This is a genomic window from Zestomonas carbonaria, from assembly GCF_904061905.1.
In the GTDB taxonomy this organism is placed as follows: domain Bacteria; phylum Pseudomonadota; class Gammaproteobacteria; order Pseudomonadales; family Pseudomonadaceae; genus Aquipseudomonas; species Aquipseudomonas carbonaria.
The window spans coordinates 38,173-63,129 of sequence record NZ_CAJFCI010000015.1 but is presented as its reverse complement, the minus strand read 5'-3'; the positions used below and the strand labels follow the sequence as shown (position 1 = coordinate 63,129).

The window sequence follows — 24,957 nt, the reverse complement described above, 5'->3', positions numbered from 1 at the left end:
CCACCCATGTTCAAACGCACCGCGCCGTTCAAACAAGCGGCATTGGCCGCCGCCCTGCTCGCCGGCTCCGGCCTGCACGCCAGCGCCGCCACCGAGCTGACCGTCTACACCGCGCTGGAAGTCGAACAACTCAGGGCCTACAAGGAAGCGTTCGAGAAACAGAACCCGGACGTCAGCATCAAGTGGGTGCGCGATTCCACCGGCATCATCACCGCCAAGCTGCTGGCCGAGAAGGACCGCCCGCAGGCCGATGCGGTGTGGGGCCTGGCCGCTTCCAGCCTGGCGATCCTCGACCAGCGCGGCATGCTCGAAGCCTACGCGCCGGCCAACCTCGGCAACATCGGCGCCAACTACCGCGACGCCGCCAACCCGCCGGCCTGGGTCGGCATGGACGTGTGGGCGGCGACCATCTGCTTCAACACCGTCGAGGCCGAGAAGCAGGGCCTGCCCAAGCCGACCAGGTGGGAAGACCTGACCGACCCGGTGTACCAGGGCAAGATCGTCATGCCCAACCCGGCCTCCTCCGGCACCGGCTACCTGGACGTCAGCGCCTGGCTGCAGACCTTCGGCGAGCCCCAGGGCTGGGCCTACATGGACAAGCTGCACCAGAACATCGGCCAGTACACCCACTCCGGTTCCAAGCCGTGCAAGCAGGCCGCCGCCGGCGAATTCCCGATCGGCATCTCCTTCGAGTACCCGGCCATCCAGCTCAAGCGCAAGGGCGCGCCGCTGGACATCGTCCTGCCGAAAGAGGGCCTGGGCTGGGAGATTGAGGCCACCGGCATCGTCAAGGGCACCGCCAAGCTGGACGCGGCGAAGAAACTCGCCGACTTCTCCGCCAGCCGCGAAGCCATGGACCTGTACAAGGCCAACTTCGCCGTGCTCGCCCAGCCGGGCATCGCCGACCGCTTCCAGGAACTGCCGGCCGACTACGAGCAGCGGCTGATCAAGAACGACTTCGCCTGGGCCTCGGAAAACCGCGACCGCATCCTCGCCGAATGGCGCAAGCGCTATGACGGCAAGTCGGAGCCGGTGGCGCAGTAAGGGGCTTGGGGTGGCGTTCCGCTGGATGGATAGGTCCATCGCGGTTCGCCACTTTGTCGTTCCTGTTTGGGCTCCGTCCCTCACCCCAGCCCTCTCCCAAGGGGAGAGGGGACTGGAGCGGAGTGGCGTTCATCCACAGTGTTTCGCCTGACTCCGGATAGCCCCCTCTCCCTCCGGGAGAGGGCTGGGGTGAGGGGCGGACTTCATCCCACCACCAAGGACTCCCCCATGCCCCACCTCGACTGTGACATCGCCATCGTCGGCGCCGGCATCCTCGGCCTGTCCCATGCCTGCGCGGCAGCCCGCCGAGGCCGGCGCGTGCGGGTGTTCGAGCGCACGCAGACGCCGCTCGGCGCCTCGATCCGCAACTTCGGCCAGGCCCTGGTCACCGGCCAGCCGCCGGGCGTCATGCTCGACCTGGCGCGCGCCAGCCGCGATATCTGGGCCGGATGGGCGCAGGCCGCCGGCTTCCCGCTGCTGCGCAACGGCGTGCTGGTGTTCGCCCGCAGCGAAGCCGAGGAAGCGCTGCTCGATGCCTTCTGCCGAGGACGCGCCGCCGAACACGACTACCGTGCCGAACTGCTGCGTGGCGCCCAGCTCGACGCGCTGTACGACGGCCGCTTCCGCCACCATCGCGCCGCCCTCCACGGCCTCGACGACCAGCAGGTGTACTCGCGCGAGGCGCTGCCGGCGTTGATCGAACACCTGCGCCGCGACCTCGGCGTCGAGTTCCACTTCTCCACCCTGGTCCGCGACATCGAGCCCGGCCTGCTGCGCAGCACCGCTGGCGACTGCCGCGCCGGGCAGGTGATCGTCTGCTCCGGGCATGACTACCAGACCCTGCTGGCCGAGCACCTGGCCGCGCTCGATCCGCAGGTATGCCGCCTGCAGATGCTGCGGGTGCGCCCGGAAACCGCCATCGGCTTGCGTCACGCCGTGCTCACCGGGCTGTCCGGCGTACACTACGGCGCCTTCGCCGACCTGCCGGAAGCGGCGGCGGTGCAGGCCGAGATCCGCCGCGAACGACCCGAGCTGGAAGCCAACGGCATCCACCTGCTGGTCAGCCCGACGCCTTACGGCGAGCTGATCGTCGGCGATTCGCACCACTACGGCCGTGATGCCGAGCCGTTCAACGCCGAAGCGGTGGATGACCTGATGCTCGGCCTGGCCGAACACACCCTGGGCTGCCGGCTCCAGGTGGTCGAGCGCTGGCAGGGCGTCTATGGCGCGCGCGGCGCCGAGCCGTTCTCCGTCGTCCGCGCCGCGCCTGGCGTCACCGCCGTGCTGATGCGCAGCGGCGTTGGCATGAGCGTCGGCCCGGCGTTGGGCGAGCGCTGCATCGCCGCGCTGCTCGACGAAGGAGCATGGCCGGCATGAACGCAGAGGAAGCGGTCGCGCGACTGTTCGAGCTGTGCCGGGCGCAGGCCGGGGCGGACTACATCGGCGAGGCGGTCAGCCAGCTCGAGCACATGGTCCAGGCCGCCGAACTGGCCCAGGCCGAAGGCGCCGACGAAGAGCTGGTGCTGGCCGCCTTCTGCCACGACGTCGGCCACTTCTGCGCGCCGCTGACCGAGCACAACAGCATGGCCGGCCTCGGCCGCGTGGGGCATGAGCGGGTCGGCGCACATTGGCTGCGTGGCCTGGGTTTCTCCGAGCGTCTGGCCGGCCTGGTGGCGAGCCACGTGGACGCCAAGCGCTACCTGTGCTGGCGTGACCCGCAGTACCTGGCCGGTCTCAGCCTGGCCAGCCGGCAGACCCTGGACTGGCAGGGCGGGCCGATGAGCGAGGCGGAGGCGGCGGCTTTCGAGACCGATCCGCTGTTCGCCGACAGCCTGCGCCTGCGTCGCTGGGACGAGGCGGCCAAGGTGCCCGGCCGGCCGCTGCCCGACCTGGCTGAACTGGAGGCGCTGGCCCTGCGCGTACGCAACGTGTAACCGGCCACTCCGTGGTCCCGGATTGCATCCGGGCTACGCCAGCTCCGTGGCCAGGGCGTCAAGCTGTTCCTGGCGCTCGGCCTGTTCCAGGCGGGCGCCGGGGTTGAGCGACGACCATTCCGGGTGGGCGCGGGCCTTGCGCAGGGCCTCGGGCAGTTTGCCCTGGCGCCATTCCCGATCCTGCGGGGTGTCGACGCGGATCGCCTCGATCGCCGCATGGCCGCGTGCCTCCAGGGCGTGCAGCAGTTGCCGCTGGCGCAGGGCGAGCAGGCGCAGCACGGCGTCGTCGACGGTCAGTTCGCGCTGGCCCTTGAGCTTGCCGAGCAGGCGCTGGCCGTAGTGGCGGGCGGTCTGCGCGCCGCCGCCGGCGATGGCGCCGAGCAGCGCGGCGGCGCCCAGGCTGAGGCCGCCGACCAGCAGGTCGACCCCGGCGCCGGCCGCCGCGCCGGCGGCCATCCCACCACCCAGGTTGACGCCGAGCTGCTTGAGGGTTTCCGGGTTGAACAGGTCGTCGCCCCAGCGCCCGTCGAGCAGGGGCAGGTCGCTGGCGGCGGCGTCCTCGCGGCGGAAGGCGTACAGGCGCAGCAGGGCCTCGACGCAGCGCTGCTCGCGCTGGCGCACCGCCTCGTGCAGTTCGCGAATCGCGCCCTGCTCCAGCACCGGCTGGGCCGCCACGCTGCGCCGGCAGGCGGCGGCATCCACCAGCAGCTCGGCGATCAGCCGGGCGCCGGCGGCACGGCGCGCCGCCACCTGCGCTTCGTGGTCGGCGATCAGTCGTTCCAGGCGTGGCCGCGCGGGTTCGATGAGCAACGCCAAGCTTTCGTACAGGCGCCGCTCGCCGTCCAGCGGCGGAGCCACGCTGTCGAAACGCACCAGCGCGTGCAGGCCGAGGCGGGCCAGCGCTTCGCGCCAGTCGCCCTCGCGCTGCTGCTCGCTGCGCACGAAGTTGAGCACCGGCAGCAGCGGCCTGCCGGCCATCGCCAGCACCGCCAGTTCGTCGCGGTACTTGGCCAGCACCGGCTCGCGGGCGTCGATCACGTAGAGGCCGGCGTCGCTGGCCAGCAACTGGCGCAGCACCTTGGCCTCCTGCTCGTAGCGCTGGCGCGCCTCGGCGCCGTCGAGGAAACGCGCCAGCCGCGCCGGACCGTCGAGCCGCTCGCCAGGGCGGTCGAGGCGTTCCAGATAGTCGAGCAGGGCGATGGCGTCTTCCAGGCCGGGGGTGTCGTACAACTCCAGCAGCGCCTCGCCGTCCACCGACAGCCGCGCGCCTTCGACGTGGCGGGTGGTGCTCGGCTGGTGGGAGACCTCGCCGAAACCGACGTCGCGGGTCAGGGTGCGCAGCAGGGAGGTCTTGCCGACGTTGGTGTGGCCGACCACGGCGAGTTTGATGGGTTTGCTCATAAGCGACCCTCTCCCCCGGCCCCTCTCCCATGAATGGGCGAGGGGTGACTCACGCCTGAACGGTCGTGCATGGCCGGTTCTCTCTTCCATTTGTGGGAGATATGGGCGCGAGGTTGCGGGAGTGGTCCCCTCTCCCTTCGCGAGAGGGCTAGGGTGAGGGACGGTCTGTCAGTCATGTCCATTCTCCAATCCACCCTCCCGTAGCCCGGATGCAATCCGGGAATAGAGCCCTGGATCTCATCCGGGCCACCCGATCAATCATGTCCGTTCTCCAGCCACCCCACCGGCGAGGCATCGCTCCAGGCCAGCCCCAGTTTCCCGAGCGCCGCGTGCCAATCGCCCAGACGCTGGCTGTCCAGCGCCTCGCCGGGCGGCGGGGCGAGCAGCCAGACGCGGGTGCTGGCGGCGCTGCGGGCCAGTTCGCCGAGCAGTGCCAGGGTGCCGCGGTCCGGTGAGCGGCGTGGGTCGCAGGCGATGGCCAGGCGCGCGGGCGGGAAGCGCACCAGTTGGTCGAGCAGGCGCTGGCGCTGTTCGCGGCTGTCGAGGATGCCGGCGTCGGCGACCCCGGCCGGCAACTGCGGCGGCCAGGCGCGGCGTTCGTCCAGTTCGACGGCCACCAGCAACGCGCCCGCACCCTCGGCCAGTCGCGTGCCGCCGGTCGGCTCGGCGAGCTGGGCCGGCGCCGCGTCGAGCACGCCGATGCGTTCGCTGGAGGGTTGCAACCGCTCGCGCAGCAGGCGGTAGGCGGGCTGTTCGAGGTCCAGGCGCAGGCGTGCGCGGCCATGTCGCCAGCGCCAGGCGCAGAGGATCAGCAGCGCCAGGCGCGGCAGCAGCCCGTAGACCAGCAGTACGCCGAGCAGCCAGCCCGACCAGGCCCGGCGTGCTGCTTCGGCGGCCAGGGCGCTGTCGCCGCTGGCGCGGATGGTGTCGGGATCGGGGATGGCGAAGCCGAGCAGCGCCGGCAGCGCGCCGAGGGCCTGGGTGAGGGCGACGAAGGTGTCGCCGGCGAGGATGGTGGTCTCCCAGACGAAGCCGTAGCGGCGGGTGGCAAGCAGCGCCAGCAGCACCAGGGCGGCGCTCAGCAGGGCGGCCAGCCACAGGCCGTGGACCAGCATGCCGAGCGCCCAGCGGCTCAGCCGGCGGCGCTCCAGCACCAGCAGCAAGGCAGGGGCGAGGTGGGCGACCTGGGCGTCGCGCGCCAGCTTGCCGCTCAGCCAGAGCCACAGGCGGCCGAGCGCGCCGCCGCTGTCGGCGAGGCAGAAGCCGGCCACCCAGCCCAGCAACGTCAGCAGGTGCAGGCCGAGCAGGCTGCCCAGCGCCCAGAACACGTTGACCGGGCGCAGGCCGTCGCCCAGCGCGGCGAAGGCCAGCCCGGCGCCGCCGAGCAGGGCCAGGACCAGCAGGACGATCAGCGCCAGGCGGGCGCCCTGGCGCCAGTGCAGCAGGCCGGCGAGCTGGCCGTCGCGTTCGGCGAGCAGCAGCGCGCGCTGTTCGATGCGCTGGGTGAGGCTGCCGCCATCGGCGCCAGCGCGGCGGTTGGCTTCGCCGTCGTCGAGCGGGCCGGCCTGCTCTTCGCGCAGGCGGATGGCTTCGCACAGCCACAGGCGGTAGAGGGCGGAAAGGCGGGTGGCGGCTTCGGTCACGCGGTCTCCGGTGGTCTGGGACGGGCCTTGAGCATAACCGCTGGCGTGTCGCGGTAACACTGCGCCGGGCGCACCCATCCAAGGGCGGGGCGCGTGCCGTGGAGGTTCGGGGTTAGGGTGACGGTCGGCTCTCATCGAACAAGAACAAGAGGTTTAGAGATGCTGCTCCGTTGCCTGCCGTTCCTCCTGGCGGTGTTGTGCGTGCCCGCCCAGGCGGCCGATGGTCCGCCGCCGTCGGACTGGGGCCAGCCGGCCGTCGACCTGATGCGCGCGGTGCCGCCGCGTGTGCTGGACGACTCGGTCGGCGCGCGCGATTCCGGCTCGGCCGAGTCGCGGCTGTGGATCGCCAATACCGACTTCCGCCTACACGACGACATCGGCTTCTTCATCCGCCGGATGCTCATCCAGTTGCGCCCGCTCGCCCAGGGCACGCCGCTGCTGCTCGACGATCCGAAGTCGATGGAGGCGCGCATCGAGGCCGGCGATATCTTCGTCGCCGACGCGACCCTCGGCACCCTGCTCAACCAGGACCTGCGCGCCGCCGCCGCGCCGGTGCGCAACCTCGAACTGCTCACCCGCGCCGACGGCCAGGAAGTGCGCGGCGAGCTGCTGCGCAAGGGCCGCTGGCGGCCGCTGCGGATGCTGACCGGCATCGAGCTGGCCGGGCCGCTCATGGTGGCGCTGGTGCCGAAGCGGATCTTCGTCGATGGCGTCGACGTGACGCCCTCGCTGAACGCCGCCTCGATCGACATGAGCGAGGTGCTGACCCTGGAAACCCGGCACATGCGGCTGATCGGCAACCGCATCCTGGTCGACCTCGATGGGCTGTTCCCGCCGCCGCGCCTGGATTTCCAGGTACGCGAACTGCGCCTGGCCGACGGCGGCATGGACCTGCGCCTCGGCGGCGACCTGGCGGCGCTGGCCTGGCCCGAACTGCGCGCGCCGGACAGCTACATGTTCATCGAGGGCGGCGACATCAAGATGGCGCGCACCATCCTGGTCAAGGCCTACGCGCTGTTCACCAGCCTCAGCCCGCGCCAGCCGCTGCTGTTCAACCTCTACGATTACCGCCGCCAGTTGCAGTACGGTGAGATCCGCCTGCGCGAGGACGGCATGGTGCATATCGCGGTGTCGCCGGTGAAGGCGCCGGCGCCGGGGAGGGCTTCGCTATGAGGATCGTGACGGCCGCGCTGCTCTGCGCCGGCCTGCTGGCCGCCGTCCAGGCCGGGGCCGAAAGCGCCATCGACCGCCAGCAGCGCGAGCTGGCCCTGCTCAGCCAGGGCTGGTTCCGGCAGGACCCGCCGGAGCCGGTGCACGCCGCCCGGCGTTCGGCCGGGGTGCGCGACTCAGGCCAGGACGGCGTCGGCCTGCTGCTGCGCAACGTCGACATGTACTTCCAGGGCGGCATCGGTTTCCACAGCCCCGAGCTGAAGGGCTGGCTGCTGCCGCTGGAAGCCGGCGCGCCGATCGATTTCGACCGGCCCGAGGCGATGCGCATCGAGGTGCTGGAGGGCGAGGTGATCCTCGGTCCGCAGCAGCTCGCCAACCTGTTCAACCAGCACATCCTCGCCTACCCGGAGAGCATGCTGCGCGATTTCGACATGGCCAGCGCGGGCGGCCGCCTGCAGGTCCGGGGCGAGGTGCGGCCGTTCGGCGTCGGCCCCTGGCTGCCGTTGCGCCTCGATGGCCAGGTGGCGCTCGACGAGACGGCCGGGCTGATCGACTACCGCCCGGACAGCCTCAAGGTGCTCGGCCTGCCCAGCTATGGCGCGATGAGCCTGGTCGGCCTGGAGATGGATTCGCTGGTCAGCCTGGAGCGCCCCGGCGCGCGGCTCGACGGCAACCGCATGCGCCTCGACTATCGCCGGGTGTTCCCGCTGCTCGGCATCGATGGTCACGTGGCCGCCAGTTGGCTGGACGAGCGCGGCCTGCACCTGCGCTTCGCTCCGCCGCCGGGGCGCGAGCCGATGCGTTTCGCGCCGCCGGAGCAGGCCGGGCCGTCGTATATCTGGCTGCAATCGGGCGACCTGAAGATCTTCGAGATCCTCATCACCTATGCCCAGGTGCTGCTCAAGGCCCAGCAGCCGGACCAGCCGTTGACCTTCAACATCAAGGATTATCGCAAGGTGCTGGCCAGCGGGCTCACCCAGGTGAACGAGGACGGCACCTTCTTCATGAGCGTGCCGCCGTACACCGGTAATCCGTTGTGATGGCTGCTATGCTGCGCCGGCTTCCGTTTTTCGAACTTCTGGAGACCCCATGGCTGAAGCCCGACTGCCGCTGGCGATGATCGCCGCGCTGGCCGAGAACCGTGTGATCGGCATCGATAACCGCCTGCCCTGGCACCTGCCGGCCGACCTCAAGCACTTCAAGGCACTGACCCTCGGCAAGCCGATCATCATGGGCCGCAAGACCTGGGATTCCCTCGGCCGCCCGCTGCCTGGGCGTCTCAACCTAGTGGTCAGCCGCCAGCCGGGGTTGCGGCTGGAAGGGGCGGAGGTCTTCGTTTCGCTCGAGGCGGCCATTGCCCGCGCCGATGAGTGGGCCCGCGCGGAAGATGCCGAGGAACTGATGCTGATCGGCGGCGCCCAGCTCTATGCCGAGGCGTTGCCGCTGGCGCAGCGGCTCTACCTGACCCGCGTGGCGCTGAGCCCCGCGGGGGATGCGTATTTTCCGGCGTTCGCCGAGGGCGAGTGGCACCTGGCGTCGAGCATCGAGCACGAAGCCGGCGAGGGGACGCCGGCTTATGCGTTTGAGGTGTGGGACAGGAAGTAGCGCGCTTTCTGTAGGGTGGGCTGGAGCCCGGCAACCTGGGCCTTGTCATTGACCCGTGGGCAACTGCGATTCCAGGTTAGATAACGCTTTGCGCCGGAACCTCAGCCCCTCACCCCCCGGCCCCTGGCTACGCGCCCCGCTCCGGAGGGAGAGGGGAGTATCCGTGCATGCCGGCAAGCTCCGTGCTCTCCCGTCACTCCGATCAGCCCCAGAGGGTTGGGGTGAGGGCCGAAGTTTCGCCCACCATGGAATCATGACTGCCCACGGAGCGTCTCTCGGCCCACAACTTCCTGATCAACCCCCGCTGGGACTGGCCGCCGTCGTGGGCTTGGCGCGTTGCGCCGGTGGGGCGCCGTGGTGGTCGTCTTCGCCGAGGATCGTCACTTCGTTGCCTTCGGCGTCGTACAGCTTGCCGTCGCGGAAGTAGTCGCCGTCGTTCAGCGCGGCGATGTCCTGGTAGCGCAGGGTGCGGTCGCTGGCGGCGACGAACACCGATTGCTGGTCCGAGTTGCCGGCCTTGAAGTGGTTGAACAGCAGGTTCAGCGCGATGGCCATGATCGCCGCCGAGCTGATGCCGGAGTGGAAGATGGTCTCGAACCAGGCCGGGAAGTGGTGGTAGAAGCTCGGCGCGGCGATCGGGATCATGCCGAAGCCGATCGAGGTGGCGACGATGATCAGGTTCATGTTGTTGCGGTAGTCGACCTTCGACAGGGTGCGGATGCCGCTGGCGGCCACCGTGCCGAACAGCACTACGCCCGCGCCGCCGAGCACCGCCGTGGGCACCGCGGCGATCAGTCGGCCCATCACCGGCAGCAGGCCGAGGGTTACCAGGATCAGGCCGGCGGTGGCCACCACGTAGCGGCTCTTGATGCCGGTCACCGCCACCAGGCCGACGTTCTGGGCGAAGGCGCTCTGGGTGAAGGAACCGAAGATCGGCGCCAGGCTGCTGGAGATCATGTCCGCGCGCAGGCCGTTGCCCAGGCGCTTGGAGTCGACCTTGGTGCCGATGATCTCGCCGACCGCGAGGATGTCCGCCGAGGTTTCCACCAGGGTGACGATGATGACGATCACCATCGACAGGATCGCCGCGACCTGGAACACCGGCATGCCGAAGTGCAGCGGGGTGGGCATCGCCACCAGCGGGCCTTCGAGCACCTTGGAGAAATCGGTCATGCCGAAGAACATCGCGACGACGGTGCCGATCACCATCGCCAGGAGGATCGACAGGCGCGAGATGCTGGCGCTGCCGAGCTTGCTCAGCAGCAGCACGGTGCCCAGGGTGAAGGCGGCCAGGCTGATGTTGGCCACGCTGCCGAAGTCCGCCGCCTGGCTGTTGCCGCCCATTGCCCAGCGCGCCGCGACCGGCATCAGGGTCAGGCCGATGGTGGTGATGACGATGCCGGTCACCAGGGGCGGGAAGAACTTGGTGATCCGCGAGAACACCGGCGTTATCAACAGGCCTATCAGCGAGGCGGCGATCACCGAGCCGAGCACCACCGGGATGCCGCCGGCGCCGTCGCTGCCGATGATCGCGATCATGGTCGCCACGCCGGCGAAGGACACGCCCTGCACCAGCGGCAACTGACAACCGAAGAACGGTACGCCGATGGTCTGCAGCAGGGTCGCCAGGCCACCGGCGAACAGAGAGGCGGCGATCAGCAGGCCGATGTCGGCGGGCGACAGTCCCGCGGCCTGGCCGACGATCAGGGGAACCGCCACGATGCCGCCATACATGGTCAGCACGTGCTGCAGACCGTAGGCGAGGTTGGCGCCGATACCGAGGTTTTCGTCTTCCGGGCGCTTCTCCGGAGACGGACTTACGGATGAGACTGTCATGGTGAGGCTTCTCGCTGTTGTTCTTGTGTTGGCCAATGTAGACAAAAAAATACTGTCTTGACCAGTGTTTTGTATACATTTTATCTTGCAGGCAAGTTCTCCAATTTGCGATTCCTGGCTGCGAACAGCCGTGAATTCCGGTAAATGGTTAGCTGACCATATGGTCAGGAAACTTCCGTGCGACGAATGGCACCCACGCGGTGCGGATGCACCGTCGTGGCGCGCCGATCACAGGTCCAGCAGTTCGCTGCGGACCTGGCCATCCTCCAGATGGAGTCGGGCGACGGTGATCGGCAAACGGAAGCGGCGTGGTCCGGCACTGCCAGGATTGATCAGCAACAGGCCATCCCGCTCCTCGATCAGCGGCTTGTGGGAATGGCCGCAGATCGCCACGCGGAAGCCACGTGTGTACAGATCGGCTGGAAAATGTGCCGCCTCATGGGTGACGAAAATGCATACACCATGCCAGTCCAGTTGCAGGCTGTGGGGCAGGGACGAGGCCCAGTCGGCGGTGTCGTTGTTGCCGCGCACCGCGTGCACCGGCGCCAGCTCGGCCAGGGCGTCGAGGATGTCCGGCTTGCCGATGTCCCCGGCGTGGATGATCCGCTCGCAGCCGGCCAGCGCCGCCAGTGCTTCGGGGCGCAGCAGGCCGTGGGTGTCGGAGATCAGGCCAAGGTACGGCCCGGTGCTGCTCATGGGGCTGGGCTCGTGGAGGGGACGAGCCCTGATTGTGCCAGCCCGTGGCGCGTTGCGCCGCCTATGCTTCAGTGCCCGACGGACGGGGTTTCCGGCAGGAACCAGTTCATCAGCAGGGCGCAGAGGCCGCCGGTGGCCACGCCCGATTCCAGCACGGTGCGCAGTGCCGCCGGCATGTGGGCGAGGAATTCCGGCACCTGGGACACGCCCAGGCCGAGGGCCAGGCTGACCGCGATGATCAGCAGGGCGCGGCGGTCCAGGTTGGTGCCGGCGAGGATGTTGATGCCGGAGGCGGCCACCGCGCCGAACATCACCAGGGCGGCGCCGCCCAGCACCGGCTCGGGAATCGCCTGGAGCACCCCGGCGACGGCCGGGAACAGGCCCAGCAGCACCAGCAGCAGGGCGATCCACAGGCCGACGTGGCGGCTGGCGATGCCGGTCAACTGAATCACCCCGTTGTTCTGCGCGAAGATCGAGCTGGGGAAGCTGTTGAGCAGGCCGGCCAGCAGCGAGTTGGCGCCGTTGACCAGCACGCCGCCCTTGATCCGCTGCATCCACAGCGGGCCTTCCACCGGTTGGCGCGAGACCTTGCTGGTGGCGGTGACGTCGCCGATGGCCTCCAGCGAGGTGACCAGGTAGATCACCAGCATGGGGATGAACAGCGCCCAGGAGAAGCCCAGGCCGAAGTGCAGCGGGGTCGGCACCTGCAACAGCGGCGCGTCCTCCAGGCCGGCGAAGTCGAGGCGGCCGAGCCACGCGGCGAGGGCGTAGCCGGCGGCCAGGGCGATGACGATGGCGCAACTGCGTAGCCACACTAGCGGGATGCGGTTGAGCACCACGATGATCGCCAGCACCGTGCCGGACAGCAGCAGGTTCTCGCCGTTGGCGAAGCTGCCGTCGGCCATCGCCGCGAAACCGCCGCCCATGCTGATCAGGCCGACCTTGATCAGGGTCAGGCCGATCAGCAGCACCACGATGCCGGTCACCAGAGGGCTGATCAGCCGCTTGATGAAGGGCAGGATGCGTGACACGCCCATCTCGACGAAGGCGCCGACCATCACCACGCCGAAGATCGCCGCCATCACCGCCTCCACCGGCGTGCCCTGGCTGACCATCAGCGAGCCGCCGGCGATCAGCGGGCCGACGAAGTTGAAGCTGGTGCCCTGGACGATCAGCAGGCCGGCGCCGAAGGGGCCGAAGCGTCGGCACTGGACGAAGGTGGCGATGCCGGAGACCAGCAGCGACATGGAGACGATCAGGTTGGTGTCGCGCGCCGACACGCCCAGCGCCTGGCAGATCAGCAGGCCCGGGGTGACGATGGGGACGATGATCGCCAGCAGGTGCTGCAGGGCGGCGAGCAGGGCGGCCAGCGGCCGCGGGCATTCGTCCAGCCCGTAGAGCAGTTCGCTGCGGGGCTCGGGGATGGGGGGCTTTTCCAGTGAAGTCATGGCGATCGACCGCGAAAAAGCGGCGATTCTACCTGAGCCTTGCCGCGCCTGGGCCTCCGGTTGATCCGTAGGGGCGGATTCCGCAGTCCGTAGGATGGGTTGAGCGGAGCGATACCCATGCGGTGATGGGTATCGTCGCTGCGCTCCTCGACCCATCCTGCGGACTTCGCGAGCAGAACTCGTTCCTACAGGGGGCTGAAAACGAAAAGCCCGGCGCGGGGCCGGGCTTTTCGGGAGGAGCGGCTATCAGCCTTCCAGCAACGCCTTGTTGCGCACCGCGCCCTTGTCGGCGCTGGTGGCGAGCAGGGCGTAGGCCTTGAGGGCGGTGCTGACCTTGCGGGCGCGCGGTTGTGCCGGTTTCCAGCCCTTCTTGTCCTGCTCGGCGCGACGGGTGGCCAGTTCTTCATCGCTCACCAGCAGGTTGATGCTGCGGTTGGGGATGTCGATGAGGACCTTGTCGCCGTCCTGCACCAGGCCGATGGCGCCGCCGGCCGCCGCTTCCGGCGAGGCGTGGCCGATGGACAGGCCCGAGGTGCCGCCGGAGAAGCGGCCGTCGGTGAGCAGGGCGCACTGCTTGCCCAGGCCCTTGGACTTCAGGTAGCTGGTCGGGTAGAGCATTTCCTGCATGCCCGGGCCGCCTTTCGGGCCTTCGTAGCGAATGATCACGATGTCGCCGGCCTTCACCTCGTCGTTGAGGATGCCTTTCACGGCGCCGTCCTGGCTCTCGTAGATCTTCGCGGTGCCTTCGAATACGTGGATGGATTCGTCCACGCCGGCGGTCTTCACCACGCAGCCGTCCAGGGCGATGTTGCCGTACAGCACGGCCAGGCCGCCTTCCTGGGAGTAGGCGTGCTCGACGCTGCGGATGCAGCCTTCGGCGCGGTCCAGGTCGAGGGTCGGCCAGCGGGTGCTCTGGCTGAACGCGGTCTGGGTGGGGATGCCTGCCGGGCCGGCCTTGAAGAAGGTGTGCACGGCTTCGTCCTGGGTCTGGGTGATGTCCCACTGGGCGATGGCTTCGCCCATGTTCGGGCTGTGCACGGTGTGCACGTCGGTGTGCAGCAGGCCGCCGCGCGCCAGTTCGCCGAGGATGGAGAAGATGCCGCCGGCGCGGTGCACGTCTTCCATGTGGTACTTCTGGATGTTCGGCGCCACCTTGCAGAGCTGCGGCACCTTGCGCGACAGGCGATCGATGTCGCGCAGGTCGAACGGCACCTCGGCCTCCTGGGCAGCGGCCAGCAGGTGCAGGATGGTGTTGGTCGAGCCGCCCATGGCGATGTCCAGGGTCATGGCGTTCTCGAACGCCTTGAAGTTGGCGATGTTGCGCGGCAGCACGCTGGCGTCGCCTTCGCCGTAGTAGCGCTGGCACAGCTCGACGGCCAGGCGGCCGGCGCGCAGGAACAGTTGTTCGCGGTCGCTGTGGGTGGCTAGGGTCGAACCGTTGCCCGGCAGCGACAGGCCGAGGGCTTCGGTCAGGCAGTTCATCGAGTTGGCGGTGAACATGCCGGAGCAGGAACCGCAGGTCGGGCAGGCGCTGCGCTCGTATTCGGCGACCTTCTCGTCGGAGCAGGAGTCGTCGGCGGCGACGACCATGGCGTCGACCAGGTCCAGGCCGTGGTTGGCCAGCTTGGTCTTGCCGGCTTCCATCGGGCCGCCGGAGACGAACACCACCGGGATGTTCAGGCGCAGGGCGGCCATCAGCATGCCGGGGGTGATCTTGTCGCAGTTGGAGATGCAGACGATGGCGTCGGCGCAGTGGGCGTTGACCATGTATTCCACGGAGTCGGCGATGATCTCGCGGCTCGGCAGGGAATAGAGCATGCCGTCGTGGCCCATGGCGATGCCGTCGTCCACGGCGATGGTGTTGAATTCCTTGGCCACGCCGCCGGCTTTCTCGATCTCGCGGGCGACCAGTTGGCCGAGGTCCTTCAGGTGCACGTGGCCGGGCACGAACTGGGTGAAGGAGTTGGCGATGGCGATGATCGGCTTCTTGAAGTCCTCGTCCTTCATCCCGGTGGCACGCCAGAGGGCGCGGGCGCCGGCCATGTTGCGGCCGTGGGTGGAGGTTTTCGAGCGGTAATCGGGCATGGCGGTGGTCCTGCGGGCTAATCACGACGCGGGCTTTCGGCCCGCTGTTTATGCGTATGGTGAGCGCGCCACGGGCCGCTGGCAAATGGAAGTGACCGTTGCCGGGGCTGTGGGGCCGGAAGGCTGCGCGGGATCGCCGCTGGCTCGGCCTGGCTCGTGAGTCCGCCTGGGATGGGGGCAGGGAAGCCGCGATTCTAATCCCAGGTGGACGAGGGGCGGAAGGGCGGGGCGATGGCAGGTGGGTTGGTGGGTGGCGAAAAGCCGGGGAAAAGCGCTGGAGGCTGGAGGGCCGAACGAGCAAGCGGGCCGGCTTTTGTAGGGTGCGCCGCGCGCACCGTTTACCCTGGGGCGAGCACGGTGTTTCGCCTGGAACGTAGGTGTCGGCCCTGGATCGGTGCGCGCGGCGCACCCTACGGGGTATGCGTGGGTTATTCGGCGGGCTCCAGGCGTAGTCGTTCGGCGCGGCGGCGGAGCAGTTCGAGGGTCACCAGCAGGGCGATGGAGACGAGGATCAGCAGGGTCGCCACGGCGAGGATGCTCGGGTTGATCTGCTCGCGCAGGCCCGAGAACATCTGCCGGGGGATGGTGCGCTGCTGGGGCCCGGCCATGAACAGGATGACCACCACCTCGTCGAAGGAGGTGATGAAGGCGAACAGCGCGCCGGAGATCACCCCTGGCCGGATCAGCGGCATGATCACGTCGAAGAACACCCGCAGCGGCGTGGCGCCCAGGTTCAGGGCGGCGCGCACCAGCGAGTAGTCGAAGCCCGCCAGGGTGGCGGTGACGGTGATGATCACGAACGGCGTGCCCAGCGCCGCGTGGGCGATGATCACGCCCAGGTAGGTGCCGGCCAGGCCGAAGTCGGAATAGAAGAAGAACATCCCGGCGGCGGTGATGATCAGCGGCACGATCATCGGCGACAGCAGCAGGGCGGTGATGAAGCGCCGGAAGGGCATCTCGTCCCGGGCCAGGCCCACCGCCGCGCAGGTGCCCAGCACGGTGGCCAGCGCGGTGGCGAAGATGCCGATGATGAAGCTGTTCTTGATCGCCAGGATCCAGCGCGGGTCGGTGAACACCTGGTCGTACCAGCGCAGCGAGTAGGCTTCCGGCTGCAGGGTGAGCATGCCCTCGGTGAAGCTGAAGAACGGCTCGGTGTTGAACGACAGCGGCACGATCACCAGGATCGGCAGGATCAGGAACAGCAGCACCAGCCAGGAACTGGCCTTCAGCAGCCAGCTCCCCAGGTGGTGCCAGAAACCGTAGTAGGCGGGAGTTTTCATAGCGTGTCGTCCTGAAAAATACCTGTAAGCCGCAAGCTACAAGTAAGAGCAAAGGCGGAGCGGCTCTGGCTTGAAGCTTGTGGCTCGAAGCTTGCCGCTCAATATCATCCCAACTTGATATTGCTGGCGCCGACGAAACGGTCGTACACCCAGTAGAGGATCAGGATCAGCGCCAGCAGCAGCGAGCCCAGCGCGGCGGCCAGCTCCCAGTTGTTCGACGACTGCATGTGGAAGGCGATGATGTTGCTGATCATCTGCCCGTCGGTGCCGCCGACCAGCGCCGGGGTGATGTAGTAGCCGACGGAGATGATGAACACCAGCAGCGCGCCGGCGCTCAGCCCCGGCAGGGTCATCGGGAAGTAGATGCGGGCGAAGGCCGGGATCGGCCGGGCGCCGAGCGACAGGGCCGCGCGCAGGTAGCTGGGGTCGATGCCGCGCATCACGCTGTACAGCGGCAGGACCATGAACGGCAGCAGGATGTGGGTCATGGCCAGCACGGTGGCGAACGAGGTGTAGAGCATCTCGAACGGCTGGTTGATCGCCCCGGTGCCGATCAGGAACGAGTTGATCACCCCGTTGGTCTGCAACAGCGCGATCCACGCGGTGGTGCGCACCAGCAGCGAGGTCCAGAACGGCAGCAGCACCATCACCAGCAGCAGGTTGGCGCGGTTCTCCGGCAGGTTGGCCAGGTAATAGGACAACGGGTAGCCGAGCAGGGCGCAGAGCAGGGTGATCACCAGCGCCATGTTCAGGGTCTTGCTGTACAGCTTCTGGTAGATCTGCGTACTGCGTTCCTTGATGCCTTCGTCCGGGTGCGGTTCCAGGTCCAGGGCGGTCAGGTAGTAGTCGTAGGTGTAGGCCTTGCCGGCGCGCTTGATGGCGTACCAGACCTCGCTGCGCGACCAGTTGCGATGGGTCTTGAGCAGGGTCTCGGCGCCCTGTTCGTCAAGCTGTTCCGGGTCCAGGCGGCCTACCTGGCGGGCGGTGGTCTTGACCACGCTGGACATGCCGGTGAAGGCGCGATTGAGCTCCTCGGCCAGCTTGCCGGACTGCCGTGTCTTGGCCAGGCCGTGCAGTTCCTCGGCGAACACGGTCAGGGTGGCCTGGTCCGGCAGGCCGTGCTCGTCCCAGCGCTGCAACTGTTCGATGGTGCGCGGGATCAGCTCGACCACGGTGGGATGGTGCACGCTGCGCCACAGCATGCTGCCGATCGGCGCGACGAAGGTCAGCAGGATGAAGACCAGCAGGGGGACCACGAAAAGGAAGGCGGTCAGGCGTTTCTTGCGCCGGGCGCTGGCGGCCTGGCCGGCTTCGCTGGAAGTCAGGGATGACATGTTAGAGCCTCTTGACACTACTTCGCGAACCGCGTTGCCGCGCCAAATGGCGCCATGGCCGGGCGGCGTTCCGCAGGCGCGGGACGCAGGGAATGGTCGTTCCCTTGCCCGACGCATGGCGCCATTTGCCGCGCAACCCGAAGGGACGGGCCTGTTTTTGCGCGGTGCGTCGTTACTCGTCGTTCATTTGGAATAACCAAACCTCTCTCCTCGCGCCTAGCCCCGCGCAAAAACAGGCTCCGTCGCGGTCGCTCAGTAGTGCCAAGAGGCCCTTGGAACTCCTGGACAACATGGGGCTCCACCCCGCACACGAGGTGCAGGGTGGAGCAGGCGCTTAGTTCAGCAGCCACTCGTTGAACTTCTCGCCGAGGGCCTCGCCGTGGTCGGCCCAGAACTCCGAGCCGGCCTGGATGCCTTTATCCAGGTGCGCGGTCGGCAGGTGCGGCGCGGCGGTCTGGTCCATCAGCGGCGTGGAGGACTTGCGGGTCGGGCCGTAGGCCACGTCCGGCATGCCCGCCAGTGGCTTGGAACCGGTGGCGTAGGCGATGAACTTGAGGGCCAGGTCCTTCTTCGGCGAGCCCTTGACGATGGCCCAGGCGTCGAGGTCGTAGACATGGCCGTCCCAGACGATCACGAAGGGCTTCTTCTCCTGGCGGATGGCGTCGTAGAAGCGGCCGTTGGCCGATTGCACCAGCACCGCGCCGCCGTCGTTGAGCAGTTGCGGCGCCTGCGACCAGGAGTCGAACCAGACGATGTCCTTCTTGAGGGTCGCCAGCTTGTCGAAAGCGCGTTGCTGGCCTTCCGGCGTGGCCAGCACCTCGTAGACCTCGGCCGGCGGTACGCCGTCGGCGATCAGCGCCCATTCCAGGTTCACCTGCGGACGTTTGCGCAGGGCGCGCTTGCCGGGGATCTTGGCGGTGTCGAAGAAGTCGGTGAGGGTCGCGGCCTTGGTGCCGCCGATGGTCCGCTCGTTGTAGGCGAACACCACCGACCAGACGATGTTGCCGATGGCGCACTCGCTGGCCAGGGCTTCGGGGATGAAGTCCTGCTCGGCCGGGGTGCCATCCACGCCGGGCGGCAGGATGTCGCGCGGGATTTCTTCCAGCAGGCCTTCGGAGCAGGCGCGCTCGAGGTCGATTACCTCGAAGTCGACCACGTCCCACTGGATGTTGCCGGACTCGACCTGGGCCTTGATCTCGGCGACACCGCCGGAGTAGTCCTCGAACAGCACCTTGACCCCGCTGTCCTTCTGGTAGGGGTCGATGACGTGTTTCTTCTGCGCCGCCCCGTAGGCGCCGCCCCAGGACACCACGGTCAGCGAATCCTGGGCGCTGGCGTGAAAGGATGCCATGGCCAGCGCAGCGGTCAGGGCGAATGCGGAAACGCTTGTGGTCAGTGATCTAGCCATTGTTGTGCTCCGTTGCCTCTTGTTGGTGGTGATCCTTCTTGGCGCCTGTCCACGATCCGCCGCGCGTCGGGCGAGAGATCGCGAGCGGGGTCTCAGGCCGGCTGCGGCGAGTCGTGCCGGTCCAGTGCCTGGCTGTCCTGCGGCAGCCAGGCCAGGGAGATTTCCTCCTGCGGGTCGAGCTGCGGTGCCGAGCTGTCGTTCATGTTCTTCACCACCAGTTCGGTGCCGTCGGCGGTCTCGAAGTGGTAGCGGATGTACTCGCCGACGTAGTGGCTGGTGACGAAGCGCGCCCTGATCTGGTTGCCGGCGCTGCCCAGGCGGTCGGTGAAGGTGAGCTTCTCCGGGCGGATGGACACCGTGGTCGCCTGGCCGACCTCGGTACGGTTGGCCTTCAGGACGCTGACCAGGCCGCCGTCGTCGAGGCGCACGTCGACCCGCTCGTCGCCGACTGCCTCGATGGTGCCCTTGAGCTTGTTGCTCTCGCCGATGAAGTCGGCGACGAACAGGTTGGCCGGGCGCTCGTAGAGCACGTGGGGCGGCGCGCACTGCTGGACGATGCCGTGGTTGAACACGGCGATGCGGTCGGACATGGTCAGCGCCTCGGTCTGGTCGTGGGTGACGTAGATCACCGTGAAACCGAGCTGGTCGTGCAGGCGCTTGATCTCGAACTGCATCTGCTCGCGCAGCTTCTTGTCCAGGGCGCCGAGCGGTTCGTCCATCAGCACGATGTCGGGGGCGAAGATCAGCGCGCGGGCCAGCGCCACGCGCTGCCGCTGGCCGCCGGAGAGCTGCGCCGGATAGCGGTTGCCGAAGGCCTGCAGTTCGACCAGGGCCAGGTACTCGTTGACCTTGGCGCGGATCTCTTCCTTGGACTTCTTGCGGATCTTCAACGGGTAGGCGAGGTTCTCGCGGATGGTCATGTGCGGGAACAGCGCGTACTGCTGGAACACCATGCCGATGTTGCGCTGGTAGGGCGCGATGCTGGTGACCTGGCGGCCGTTGATCAGGATCTCGCCGCTGGTCACGTCCTCGAAGCCGGCGAGCATCATCAGGCAGGTGGTTTTCCCGGAACCGGAGGGGCCGAGCAGGGTGATGAACTCGCCCTTGGCCACATCCAGGTTGAAGTCCTTCACCACCAGGGTCTTGTGGTCGTAGGTCTTCTTCACGTTGGTGAATTGCAGGAACGGTTTGTCCCCAGGCTGTACCGCCATACCCCTCCCCTTATAGTTGTCAGGGTTGTCCGATCCGGCGGGTGAACCCGATCGGTGTCTCTATCCGTGCCAGTCGTGACCACCTTGTGGGAGGATCGACCAGTCTGAGTGCACAGGTAAGGCAAGAAGCGCGCCAGACATCCTCCAGCCGCGACAGCACTGTCCAAGGCTTCCTAAAGCCTAGACCACGATGGCAGATCGCCCAGTTTTTCGGGGTGGGTTGGTAACACTCGACGTAGCAGGATGTGGCCGGCGAAACGCGCCAGCCTGGTGCGGGGTGTGATGACGGAGGCACGCAAACGGGGCGGCTCGCTCTGCGTGGGAGTGGCTGTCTCGCTCTGTCTCTGGATTACTCGCTTCGCTCACCCTTCGGGCCGCCAAGGGCGTTCGATGCAAGCACCGTCCCGCGTGCGCGGGCATGACGTGGGAGACGTGGCGGGGGCTTTCCCGGATTGCATCCGGGCTACGCAAAGCGGCTTCGCAGGATGGAGAGAAGCTGCTTGCGTAGGGTGGAAAACCGCGAAGCGTTTTCCACCGGAAAAGGCTGGTGGATGTAAAAGCGACATCCACCCTACGGTCCGTGTCAGCTATTGGGCAGCAGGCGGCAGGTCAGGCTCTTGATGTAGCGGGTCTCGGGGATCGCCGGGTGTACCGGATGGTCCGGGCCCTGGCCGCCGCGTTCGAGCAACTGGATGTTGCGGTCGAGGTGGCGGGCGCTGCCGAGCAGGATGTTCTGCAGGTCGTCTTCCGGCAGGTGCATGGAGCAGGAGGCGCTGACCAGGATGCCGTCCTTGGTCAACAGGCGCATGGCCTGTTCGTTGAGGCGGCGGTAGGCGGCCTCGCCGTTCTTCAGGTCCTTCTTGCGCTTGATGAAGGCGGGCGGGTCGGCGATCACCACGTCGAAGCGTTCCTCGGCGGCCTTCAGCTCCTTCAGCGCCTCGAACACGTCGCCTTCCACGCAGGTCAGCTTCTCGGCCACGCCGTTGAGGGTGGCGTTGCGCTCGACGCCGTCCAGGGCCAGGGCCGAGCCGTCCACGCACATCACTTCGCTGGCGCCGAACGCCGCGGCCTGCACGCCCCAGCCGCCGATGTAGCTGAACAGGTCGAGCACCCGCTTGCCCTTGACGTAGGGCGCCAGGCGCGCGCGGTTGAGGCGGTGGTCGTAGAACCAGCCGGTCTTCTGCCCGGCCAGCACCGGCGCCTCGAACTTCACGCCGTTCTCTTCCAGCGCGACCCACTCCGGCACGTCGCCGTGGACGGTCTCGACGTAGCGCTCCAGGCCCTCGGCATCGCGCGCGGCGGAGTCGTTCTTGAGCAGGATGCCGCTGGGCTTGAGCACCTGGATCAGCGCGGCGAGCACTTCGTCCTTGTGGCGCTCCATGGTCGCGCTGGCCAGTTGCACGACGAGGATGTCGAAGAAGCGGTCGACCACCAGCCCCGGCAGCAGGTCGGAATCGCCGTACACCAGGCGGTAGCAGGGCGCGTCGAACAGCCGCTCGCGCAGGGACAGGGCGACGTTGAGGCGATGCACCAGCAACGACTTGTCCAGCGTGTGCTTGAGGTCGCGCGACAGCAGGCGGGCGCAGATCAGGTTGTTCGGGCTGATGCCGACGATGCCCAGCGGCTTGCCGCCGGCGGCTTCGAGGATCGCCTGGTCACCGGGCTGGAAAGCCGCCAGCGGCGTGGCGGCGACGTCGATCTCGTTGCTGTAGACCCACAGATGGCCGGCGCGCAGGCGGCGGTCGGCATTGGCTTTGAGGCGCAGGCTGGGCAGGGTCATCAGGGAAGCTCCGGAAAAAGAGCGCGATTATAAACCAAGGGGCGGGGGTGAAGAGCCGGGGAAAAGCGCTGGAGGGCTGGAGGCTGGGCGAAAAGGCGGCCCTCTCGCTCTTTCATTGGATTCCCGCGTGCGCGGGAATGACGGTCTGGCGTTGGGCGCGCGTCCCCGTCATCCCCCTGCGTGGGGACCCAATAAACAGCCTCCCGGATTGCATCCGGGCTACTCGTCCGCTGTTGTAGGAGCCAGCTTGCTGGCGATGCTTCTACGTTGCCGAGGATCGCGCGCATGGCGCGCTCCTACAACAGGACTCCGTCGTAGGAACGGCGGGGACGCCCAGTTCCATGGCCGCGAAAAAAGGCTTGACGTAGAAGGTGCATGACCAGAACCCCGTCCAGCCTCCAGCGCTTTGTCGAATGACGATTGCCCCCTCAACTTCCCCGCCACGACGCCGATAGCCGGATGGGTCCGGAAACCCACGGCCGGCTCGCCAGGCCATGGGTGAATCGGCGCGCAGTTGCTAGACTGCGCGCTCACCGTCGAGCAGTCGTGATGAACACAGAACTTTCCGCCGAACAGATTCAACAGGTGTTGCAGGGCATCAGCGTGCCGCCGCAGCCACAGATCATGGTCGACCTGCAGATGGAGCAGGTCATGCCCAACCCCGACCTGAAGACCATCGCCCGCCTGATCGGCCAGGACCCGGGGCTGTCCGGGGCGTTGCTGAAGATCGTCAACTCGCCGTATTTCGGCCTGGCCAACAAGGTCGGCTCGATCCAGCGCGCGGTGAACCTGCTGGGCAGCCGCTCGGTGATCAACATGATCAACGCGCTGTCGATCAAGGGCGAGATGAGCGACGAGACCATCGTCACCCTCAACCGCTTCTGGGACAACGCCCAGGACGTGGCCATGAGCTGCCTGACCCTGGCCAAGCGCGTCGGCTGCGAGGCGGTGGACGAGGCCTACACCCTCGGCCTGTTCCACAACTGCGGCATCCCGCTGATGCTCAAGCGCTTCCCCGACTACATGGCGGTGCTCGAGGAGTCCTACGCCTGTGCCAGCGGCGAGCGGCGCATCGTCGACACCGAGAACCGCCTGCTCAACACCAACCACGCGGTGGTCGGCTACTACACCGCGCGTTCGTGGAACCTGCCGCAGCACCTCTGCGAGGCGATCGCCAGCCACCACAACTGCCTGTCGCTGTTCAGCGACGATTCCGGCCGCGACGCGCAGTTGAAGAACCTGCTGGCCATTCTCAAGATGGCCGAGCACATCTGCGAGTCCTACCGGGTGCTCGGCGACCAGGAAGTCGACCAGGAGTGGGAGGCGATCCGCGAGCCGGTGCTGGAGTACGTCGGCCTGTCCGAGTACGACTTCGACAACCTCAAGGAAAGCATCCGCGAGCTGGGGCGCTACTAACCGCTATTCCCTCTCCCTCCGGGAGAGGGGTAGGGTGAGGATCGGATTCCCGATCGGCCGCGCACCCTGACCTCTCTCCCGGGGGGGGGCCGACACCTGACACTGCATCACCGGACGACCATGCCTGAACTACCCGAAGTCGAAACCACCCGCCGCGGCATCGAGCCGTACCTCAAGGGCCAGCGCGTCAGCCGCGTGGTGGTGCGCGAGCGCCGGCTGCGCTGGCCGATTCCCGAAGACCTCGACGTGCGCCTGTCCGGCCAACTGATCCTTGCCGTCGAGCGGCGCGCCAAGTACCTGCTGATCCAGGCCGAGGTCGGCACCCTGATCGGCCACCTGGGCATGTCCGGCAGCCTGCGCCTGGTCGAACAGGGGCTGCCGGCGGCCAAGCACGAGCACGTCGACATCGAGCTGGAGTCCGGCCTGGCGCTGCGCTACACCGATCCACGCCGCTTCGGCGCGCTGCTGTGGAGCAACGACCCGCTGCACCACGAGCTGCTCGTGCGCCTCGGCCCGGAGCCGCTTGGCGAACTGTTCGACGGCGAGCGCCTGTACCAGCTCTCGCGCGGCAAGAACGTGGCGGTCAAGCCGTTCATCATGGACAACGCGGTGGTGGTCGGGGTCGGCAACATCTACGCCAGCGAGGCGCTGTTCGCCGCCGGCATCGACCCGCGCCGCCCCGCCGGTTCCATCTCGCGGGCCCGCTATATGCGGCTGGCGGAAGAGATCAAGCGCATCCTCGCCCAGGCCATCGAGTGCGGCGGCACCACCCTGCGCGACTTCGTCGGCGGCGACGGCAAGCCCGGCTACTTCCAGCAGGAGCTGTTCGTCTACGGCCGTGGCGGCGAGTTCTGCAAGGTCTGTGGCAGCACGTTGCGGGAGATCAGGCTGGGGCAGCGCGCGAGCGTGTATTGCCCGCGTTGCCAGCGCTGAGCTGTTTTTTCTGGGTCCCCGCGTTCGCGGGGATGACACGAAGTTGACCGTCATTCCCGCGCACGCGGGAATCCAATCCTCTACCAACTCCTATAAGAACAAGAACGTGGACAACACCAACTACCTGCCGCCCAACCCGTTCGCCGAGCGGGTCGGCAACACCATCCTGGCGCTCATGGGCTGGCGCATCGAAGGCGCCTTGCCGCCGCTCGACAAGTTCGTCGTGATCGGCGCCCACCACACCTCCAACTGGGACTTCGTGCTGTTCATCGCCGCCAAGTTCGTGCTGCGCCTGAATGCCCGCTGGTTCGCCAAGCATTCGATCTTCCGCTGGCCGTTCGGCGATCTGCTGAAGCGCTGGGGCGGCGTGCCGATCCGTCGCGACCGCCAGTCGAACGTGGTCGACCAGGCCGTGCAGCAGTTCCGCGAGCAGCGCCAGTTCATGCTGGTGATCGCCCCGGAAGGCACCCGCAAGAAGGTCGAGCGCTGGAAGATGGGCTTCTACCACATCGCCCGTGGCGCCGGCGTGCCGGTGGTGCTGGCGGCGCTGGACTACGAGCGGCGGCGCATCGTCATCGGCCCGCCGTTCGTGCCGACCGGCGACGAGGCCGCGGACCTGCGGCAGATACTGGCGTTCTATCGCGACTTTCCGCCGAAAAAGCCGCAGTACGCATTTCTCGGTGATTGAAGGCCATCACGCTGACATCTGGCGGAGCGCTGTTATAGTTACCGG

At 67.8% G+C, this 24,957-nt stretch carries 20 protein-coding genes; 9 read left to right on the top strand and 11 right to left on the bottom strand.

The features are described from left to right. The first annotated feature begins 6 nt into the window (after nucleotides 1-6). The 3 genes from PSEWESI4_RS01710 (at nucleotide 7) to PSEWESI4_RS01700 (ending at nucleotide 2,978) form a co-directional block, all read left to right on the top strand. The gene (locus PSEWESI4_RS01710; protein WP_187669470.1) at nucleotides 7-1,044 is read left to right on the top strand and encodes a putative 2-aminoethylphosphonate ABC transporter substrate-binding protein; all 1,038 of its coding nucleotides are present in this window, start codon (nucleotides 7-9) and stop codon (nucleotides 1,042-1,044) included. A gap of 228 nt (nucleotides 1,045-1,272) precedes the next feature. After that, complete coding sequence (locus PSEWESI4_RS01705) at nucleotides 1,273-2,421, top strand: TIGR03364 family FAD-dependent oxidoreductase (RefSeq protein ID WP_187669469.1); 1,149 nt, start codon at nucleotides 1,273-1,275, stop codon at nucleotides 2,419-2,421. Then, nucleotides 2,418-2,978, top strand: coding sequence for an HD domain-containing protein (locus PSEWESI4_RS01700; protein WP_187669468.1), 561 nt, complete (start codon nucleotides 2,418-2,420; stop codon nucleotides 2,976-2,978). The genes PSEWESI4_RS01705 and PSEWESI4_RS01700 overlap by 4 nt, the downstream gene beginning before the upstream one ends. Before the next feature lie 33 nt (nucleotides 2,979-3,011). On the opposite strand, the gene PSEWESI4_RS01695 is transcribed toward PSEWESI4_RS01700, so the two are convergent. Beyond that, the gene (locus PSEWESI4_RS01695) at nucleotides 3,012-4,379 is read right to left on the bottom strand and encodes a GTPase/DUF3482 domain-containing protein (protein ID WP_187669467.1); all 1,368 of its coding nucleotides are present in this window, start codon (nucleotides 4,377-4,379) and stop codon (nucleotides 3,012-3,014) included. Nucleotides 4,380-4,633: 254 nt separating this feature from the next. Continuing rightward, nucleotides 4,634-6,022 (bottom strand): DUF2868 domain-containing protein, encoded by a 1,389-nt coding sequence (locus PSEWESI4_RS01690; RefSeq protein ID WP_235978861.1) that lies wholly within the window; start codon nucleotides 6,020-6,022, stop codon nucleotides 4,634-4,636. Nucleotides 6,023-6,181: 159 nt separating this feature from the next. Here PSEWESI4_RS01690 and PSEWESI4_RS01685 point away from each other — a divergent pair, with 159 nt between their 5' ends. The 3 genes from PSEWESI4_RS01685 to PSEWESI4_RS01675 are packed head-to-tail and all read left to right on the top strand — an operon-like array spanning nucleotide 6,182 to nucleotide 8,797. After that, entirely contained in the window at nucleotides 6,182-7,195 is a 1,014-nt protein-coding gene (locus PSEWESI4_RS01685; RefSeq protein ID WP_187669465.1) for a hypothetical protein, read from the top strand. Further along, complete coding sequence (locus PSEWESI4_RS01680) at nucleotides 7,192-8,232, top strand: hypothetical protein (RefSeq protein WP_187669464.1); 1,041 nt, start codon at nucleotides 7,192-7,194, stop codon at nucleotides 8,230-8,232. Before PSEWESI4_RS01685 ends, PSEWESI4_RS01680 begins: the two co-directional genes overlap by 4 nt. A 49-nt stretch (nucleotides 8,233-8,281) precedes the next feature. After that, complete coding sequence (locus PSEWESI4_RS01675; RefSeq protein WP_187669463.1) at nucleotides 8,282-8,797, top strand: dihydrofolate reductase; 516 nt, start codon at nucleotides 8,282-8,284, stop codon at nucleotides 8,795-8,797. Nucleotides 8,798-9,091: 294 nt separating this feature from the next. Here the strand turns inward: PSEWESI4_RS01675 and PSEWESI4_RS01670 are convergent, their stop codons facing one another. The 9 genes from PSEWESI4_RS01670 to PSEWESI4_RS01630 all read right to left on the bottom strand — a co-directional run bounded on the left by PSEWESI4_RS01670 (nucleotide 9,092) and on the right by PSEWESI4_RS01630 (nucleotide 21,875). Further along, entirely contained in the window at nucleotides 9,092-10,633 is a 1,542-nt protein-coding gene (locus PSEWESI4_RS01670) for a nucleobase:cation symporter-2 family protein (RefSeq protein ID WP_187669462.1), read from the bottom strand. Between the two features lie 228 nt (nucleotides 10,634-10,861). Beyond that, nucleotides 10,862-11,329 carry a metallophosphoesterase family protein gene (locus tag PSEWESI4_RS01665; protein ID WP_187669461.1) on the bottom strand — a complete coding sequence of 156 codons (468 nt, stop codon included), beginning with the start codon at nucleotides 11,327-11,329 and terminating at the stop codon, nucleotides 10,862-10,864. Nucleotides 11,330-11,397: 68 nt separating this feature from the next. Beyond that, nucleotides 11,398-12,777: a nucleobase:cation symporter-2 family protein gene (locus tag PSEWESI4_RS01660; protein ID WP_187669460.1), complete on the bottom strand. Its 1,380-nt coding sequence runs from the start codon at nucleotides 12,775-12,777 to the stop codon at nucleotides 11,398-11,400. Between the two features lie 246 nt (nucleotides 12,778-13,023). Then, complete coding sequence (gene ilvD / locus PSEWESI4_RS01655) at nucleotides 13,024-14,862, bottom strand: dihydroxy-acid dehydratase (RefSeq protein ID WP_187669459.1); 1,839 nt, start codon at nucleotides 14,860-14,862, stop codon at nucleotides 13,024-13,026. A 428-nt stretch (nucleotides 14,863-15,290) separates the two neighbouring features. Continuing rightward, nucleotides 15,291-16,142 carry an ABC transporter permease gene (locus PSEWESI4_RS01650; protein WP_187669458.1) on the bottom strand — a complete coding sequence of 284 codons (852 nt, stop codon included), beginning with the start codon at nucleotides 16,140-16,142 and terminating at the stop codon, nucleotides 15,291-15,293. A gap of 104 nt (nucleotides 16,143-16,246) precedes the next feature. Beyond that, nucleotides 16,247-17,476: an ABC transporter permease gene (locus PSEWESI4_RS01645; protein ID WP_187669457.1), complete on the bottom strand. Its 1,230-nt coding sequence runs from the start codon at nucleotides 17,474-17,476 to the stop codon at nucleotides 16,247-16,249. A gap of 334 nt (nucleotides 17,477-17,810) precedes the next feature. Next, nucleotides 17,811-18,884 carry an ABC transporter substrate-binding protein gene (locus PSEWESI4_RS01640; RefSeq protein ID WP_187669456.1) on the bottom strand — a complete coding sequence of 358 codons (1,074 nt, stop codon included), beginning with the start codon at nucleotides 18,882-18,884 and terminating at the stop codon, nucleotides 17,811-17,813. 92 nt (nucleotides 18,885-18,976) lie between these two features. Further along, nucleotides 18,977-20,095 carry an ABC transporter ATP-binding protein gene (locus PSEWESI4_RS01635; RefSeq protein WP_187669455.1) on the bottom strand — a complete coding sequence of 373 codons (1,119 nt, stop codon included), beginning with the start codon at nucleotides 20,093-20,095 and terminating at the stop codon, nucleotides 18,977-18,979. A gap of 583 nt (nucleotides 20,096-20,678) precedes the next feature. After that, nucleotides 20,679-21,875: a class I SAM-dependent rRNA methyltransferase gene (locus PSEWESI4_RS01630; protein ID WP_187669454.1), complete on the bottom strand. Its 1,197-nt coding sequence runs from the start codon at nucleotides 21,873-21,875 to the stop codon at nucleotides 20,679-20,681. A 549-nt stretch (nucleotides 21,876-22,424) separates the two neighbouring features. On the opposite strand from PSEWESI4_RS01630, the gene PSEWESI4_RS01625 reads away from it, so the two are divergent. The 3 genes from PSEWESI4_RS01625 (at nucleotide 22,425) to PSEWESI4_RS01615 (ending at nucleotide 24,912) form a co-directional block, all read left to right on the top strand. Beyond that, the gene (locus PSEWESI4_RS01625) at nucleotides 22,425-23,291 is read left to right on the top strand and encodes an HDOD domain-containing protein (RefSeq protein ID WP_456243202.1); all 867 of its coding nucleotides are present in this window, start codon (nucleotides 22,425-22,427) and stop codon (nucleotides 23,289-23,291) included. A gap of 120 nt (nucleotides 23,292-23,411) precedes the next feature. Continuing rightward, nucleotides 23,412-24,224 (top strand): bifunctional DNA-formamidopyrimidine glycosylase/DNA-(apurinic or apyrimidinic site) lyase, encoded by an 813-nt coding sequence (gene mutM, locus PSEWESI4_RS01620; RefSeq protein ID WP_187669453.1) that lies wholly within the window; start codon nucleotides 23,412-23,414, stop codon nucleotides 24,222-24,224. A gap of 106 nt (nucleotides 24,225-24,330) precedes the next feature. Beyond that, nucleotides 24,331-24,912 carry a lysophospholipid acyltransferase family protein gene (locus PSEWESI4_RS01615; RefSeq protein WP_187669452.1) on the top strand — a complete coding sequence of 194 codons (582 nt, stop codon included), beginning with the start codon at nucleotides 24,331-24,333 and terminating at the stop codon, nucleotides 24,910-24,912. The last annotated feature ends 45 nt before the right edge of the window (nucleotides 24,913-24,957 follow it).

Coding starts and splice junctions, on each gene's coding strand:
- PSEWESI4_RS01710 (WP_187669470.1), top strand. CDS start 7: ATGTTCAAACGCACCGCGCCGTTCAAACAAGCGGCATTGGCCGCCGCC.
- PSEWESI4_RS01705 (WP_187669469.1), top strand. CDS start 1,273: ATGCCCCACCTCGACTGTGACATCGCCATCGTCGGCGCCGGCATCCTC.
- PSEWESI4_RS01700 (WP_187669468.1), top strand. CDS start 2,418: ATGAACGCAGAGGAAGCGGTCGCGCGACTGTTCGAGCTGTGCCGGGCG.
- PSEWESI4_RS01695 (WP_187669467.1), bottom strand. CDS start 4,379: ATGAGCAAACCCATCAAACTCGCCGTGGTCGGCCACACCAACGTCGGC.
- PSEWESI4_RS01685 (WP_187669465.1), top strand. CDS start 6,182: ATGCTGCTCCGTTGCCTGCCGTTCCTCCTGGCGGTGTTGTGCGTGCCC.
- PSEWESI4_RS01680 (WP_187669464.1), top strand. CDS start 7,192: ATGAGGATCGTGACGGCCGCGCTGCTCTGCGCCGGCCTGCTGGCCGCC.
- PSEWESI4_RS01675 (WP_187669463.1), top strand. CDS start 8,282: ATGGCTGAAGCCCGACTGCCGCTGGCGATGATCGCCGCGCTGGCCGAG.
- PSEWESI4_RS01670 (WP_187669462.1), bottom strand. CDS start 10,633: ATGACAGTCTCATCCGTAAGTCCGTCTCCGGAGAAGCGCCCGGAAGAC.
- PSEWESI4_RS01665 (WP_187669461.1), bottom strand. CDS start 11,329: ATGAGCAGCACCGGGCCGTACCTTGGCCTGATCTCCGACACCCACGGC.
- PSEWESI4_RS01660 (WP_187669460.1), bottom strand. CDS start 12,777: ATGACTTCACTGGAAAAGCCCCCCATCCCCGAGCCCCGCAGCGAACTG.
- ilvD (WP_187669459.1), bottom strand. CDS start 14,862: ATGCCCGATTACCGCTCGAAAACCTCCACCCACGGCCGCAACATGGCC.
- PSEWESI4_RS01650 (WP_187669458.1), bottom strand. CDS start 16,142: ATGAAAACTCCCGCCTACTACGGTTTCTGGCACCACCTGGGGAGCTGG.
- PSEWESI4_RS01645 (WP_187669457.1), bottom strand. CDS start 17,476: ATGTCATCCCTGACTTCCAGCGAAGCCGGCCAGGCCGCCAGCGCCCGG.
- PSEWESI4_RS01640 (WP_187669456.1), bottom strand. CDS start 18,884: ATGGCTAGATCACTGACCACAAGCGTTTCCGCATTCGCCCTGACCGCT.
- PSEWESI4_RS01635 (WP_187669455.1), bottom strand. CDS start 20,095: ATGGCGGTACAGCCTGGGGACAAACCGTTCCTGCAATTCACCAACGTG.
- PSEWESI4_RS01630 (WP_187669454.1), bottom strand. CDS start 21,875: ATGACCCTGCCCAGCCTGCGCCTCAAAGCCAATGCCGACCGCCGCCTG.
- PSEWESI4_RS01625 (WP_456243202.1), top strand. CDS start 22,425: ATGAACACAGAACTTTCCGCCGAACAGATTCAACAGGTGTTGCAGGGC.
- mutM (WP_187669453.1), top strand. CDS start 23,412: ATGCCTGAACTACCCGAAGTCGAAACCACCCGCCGCGGCATCGAGCCG.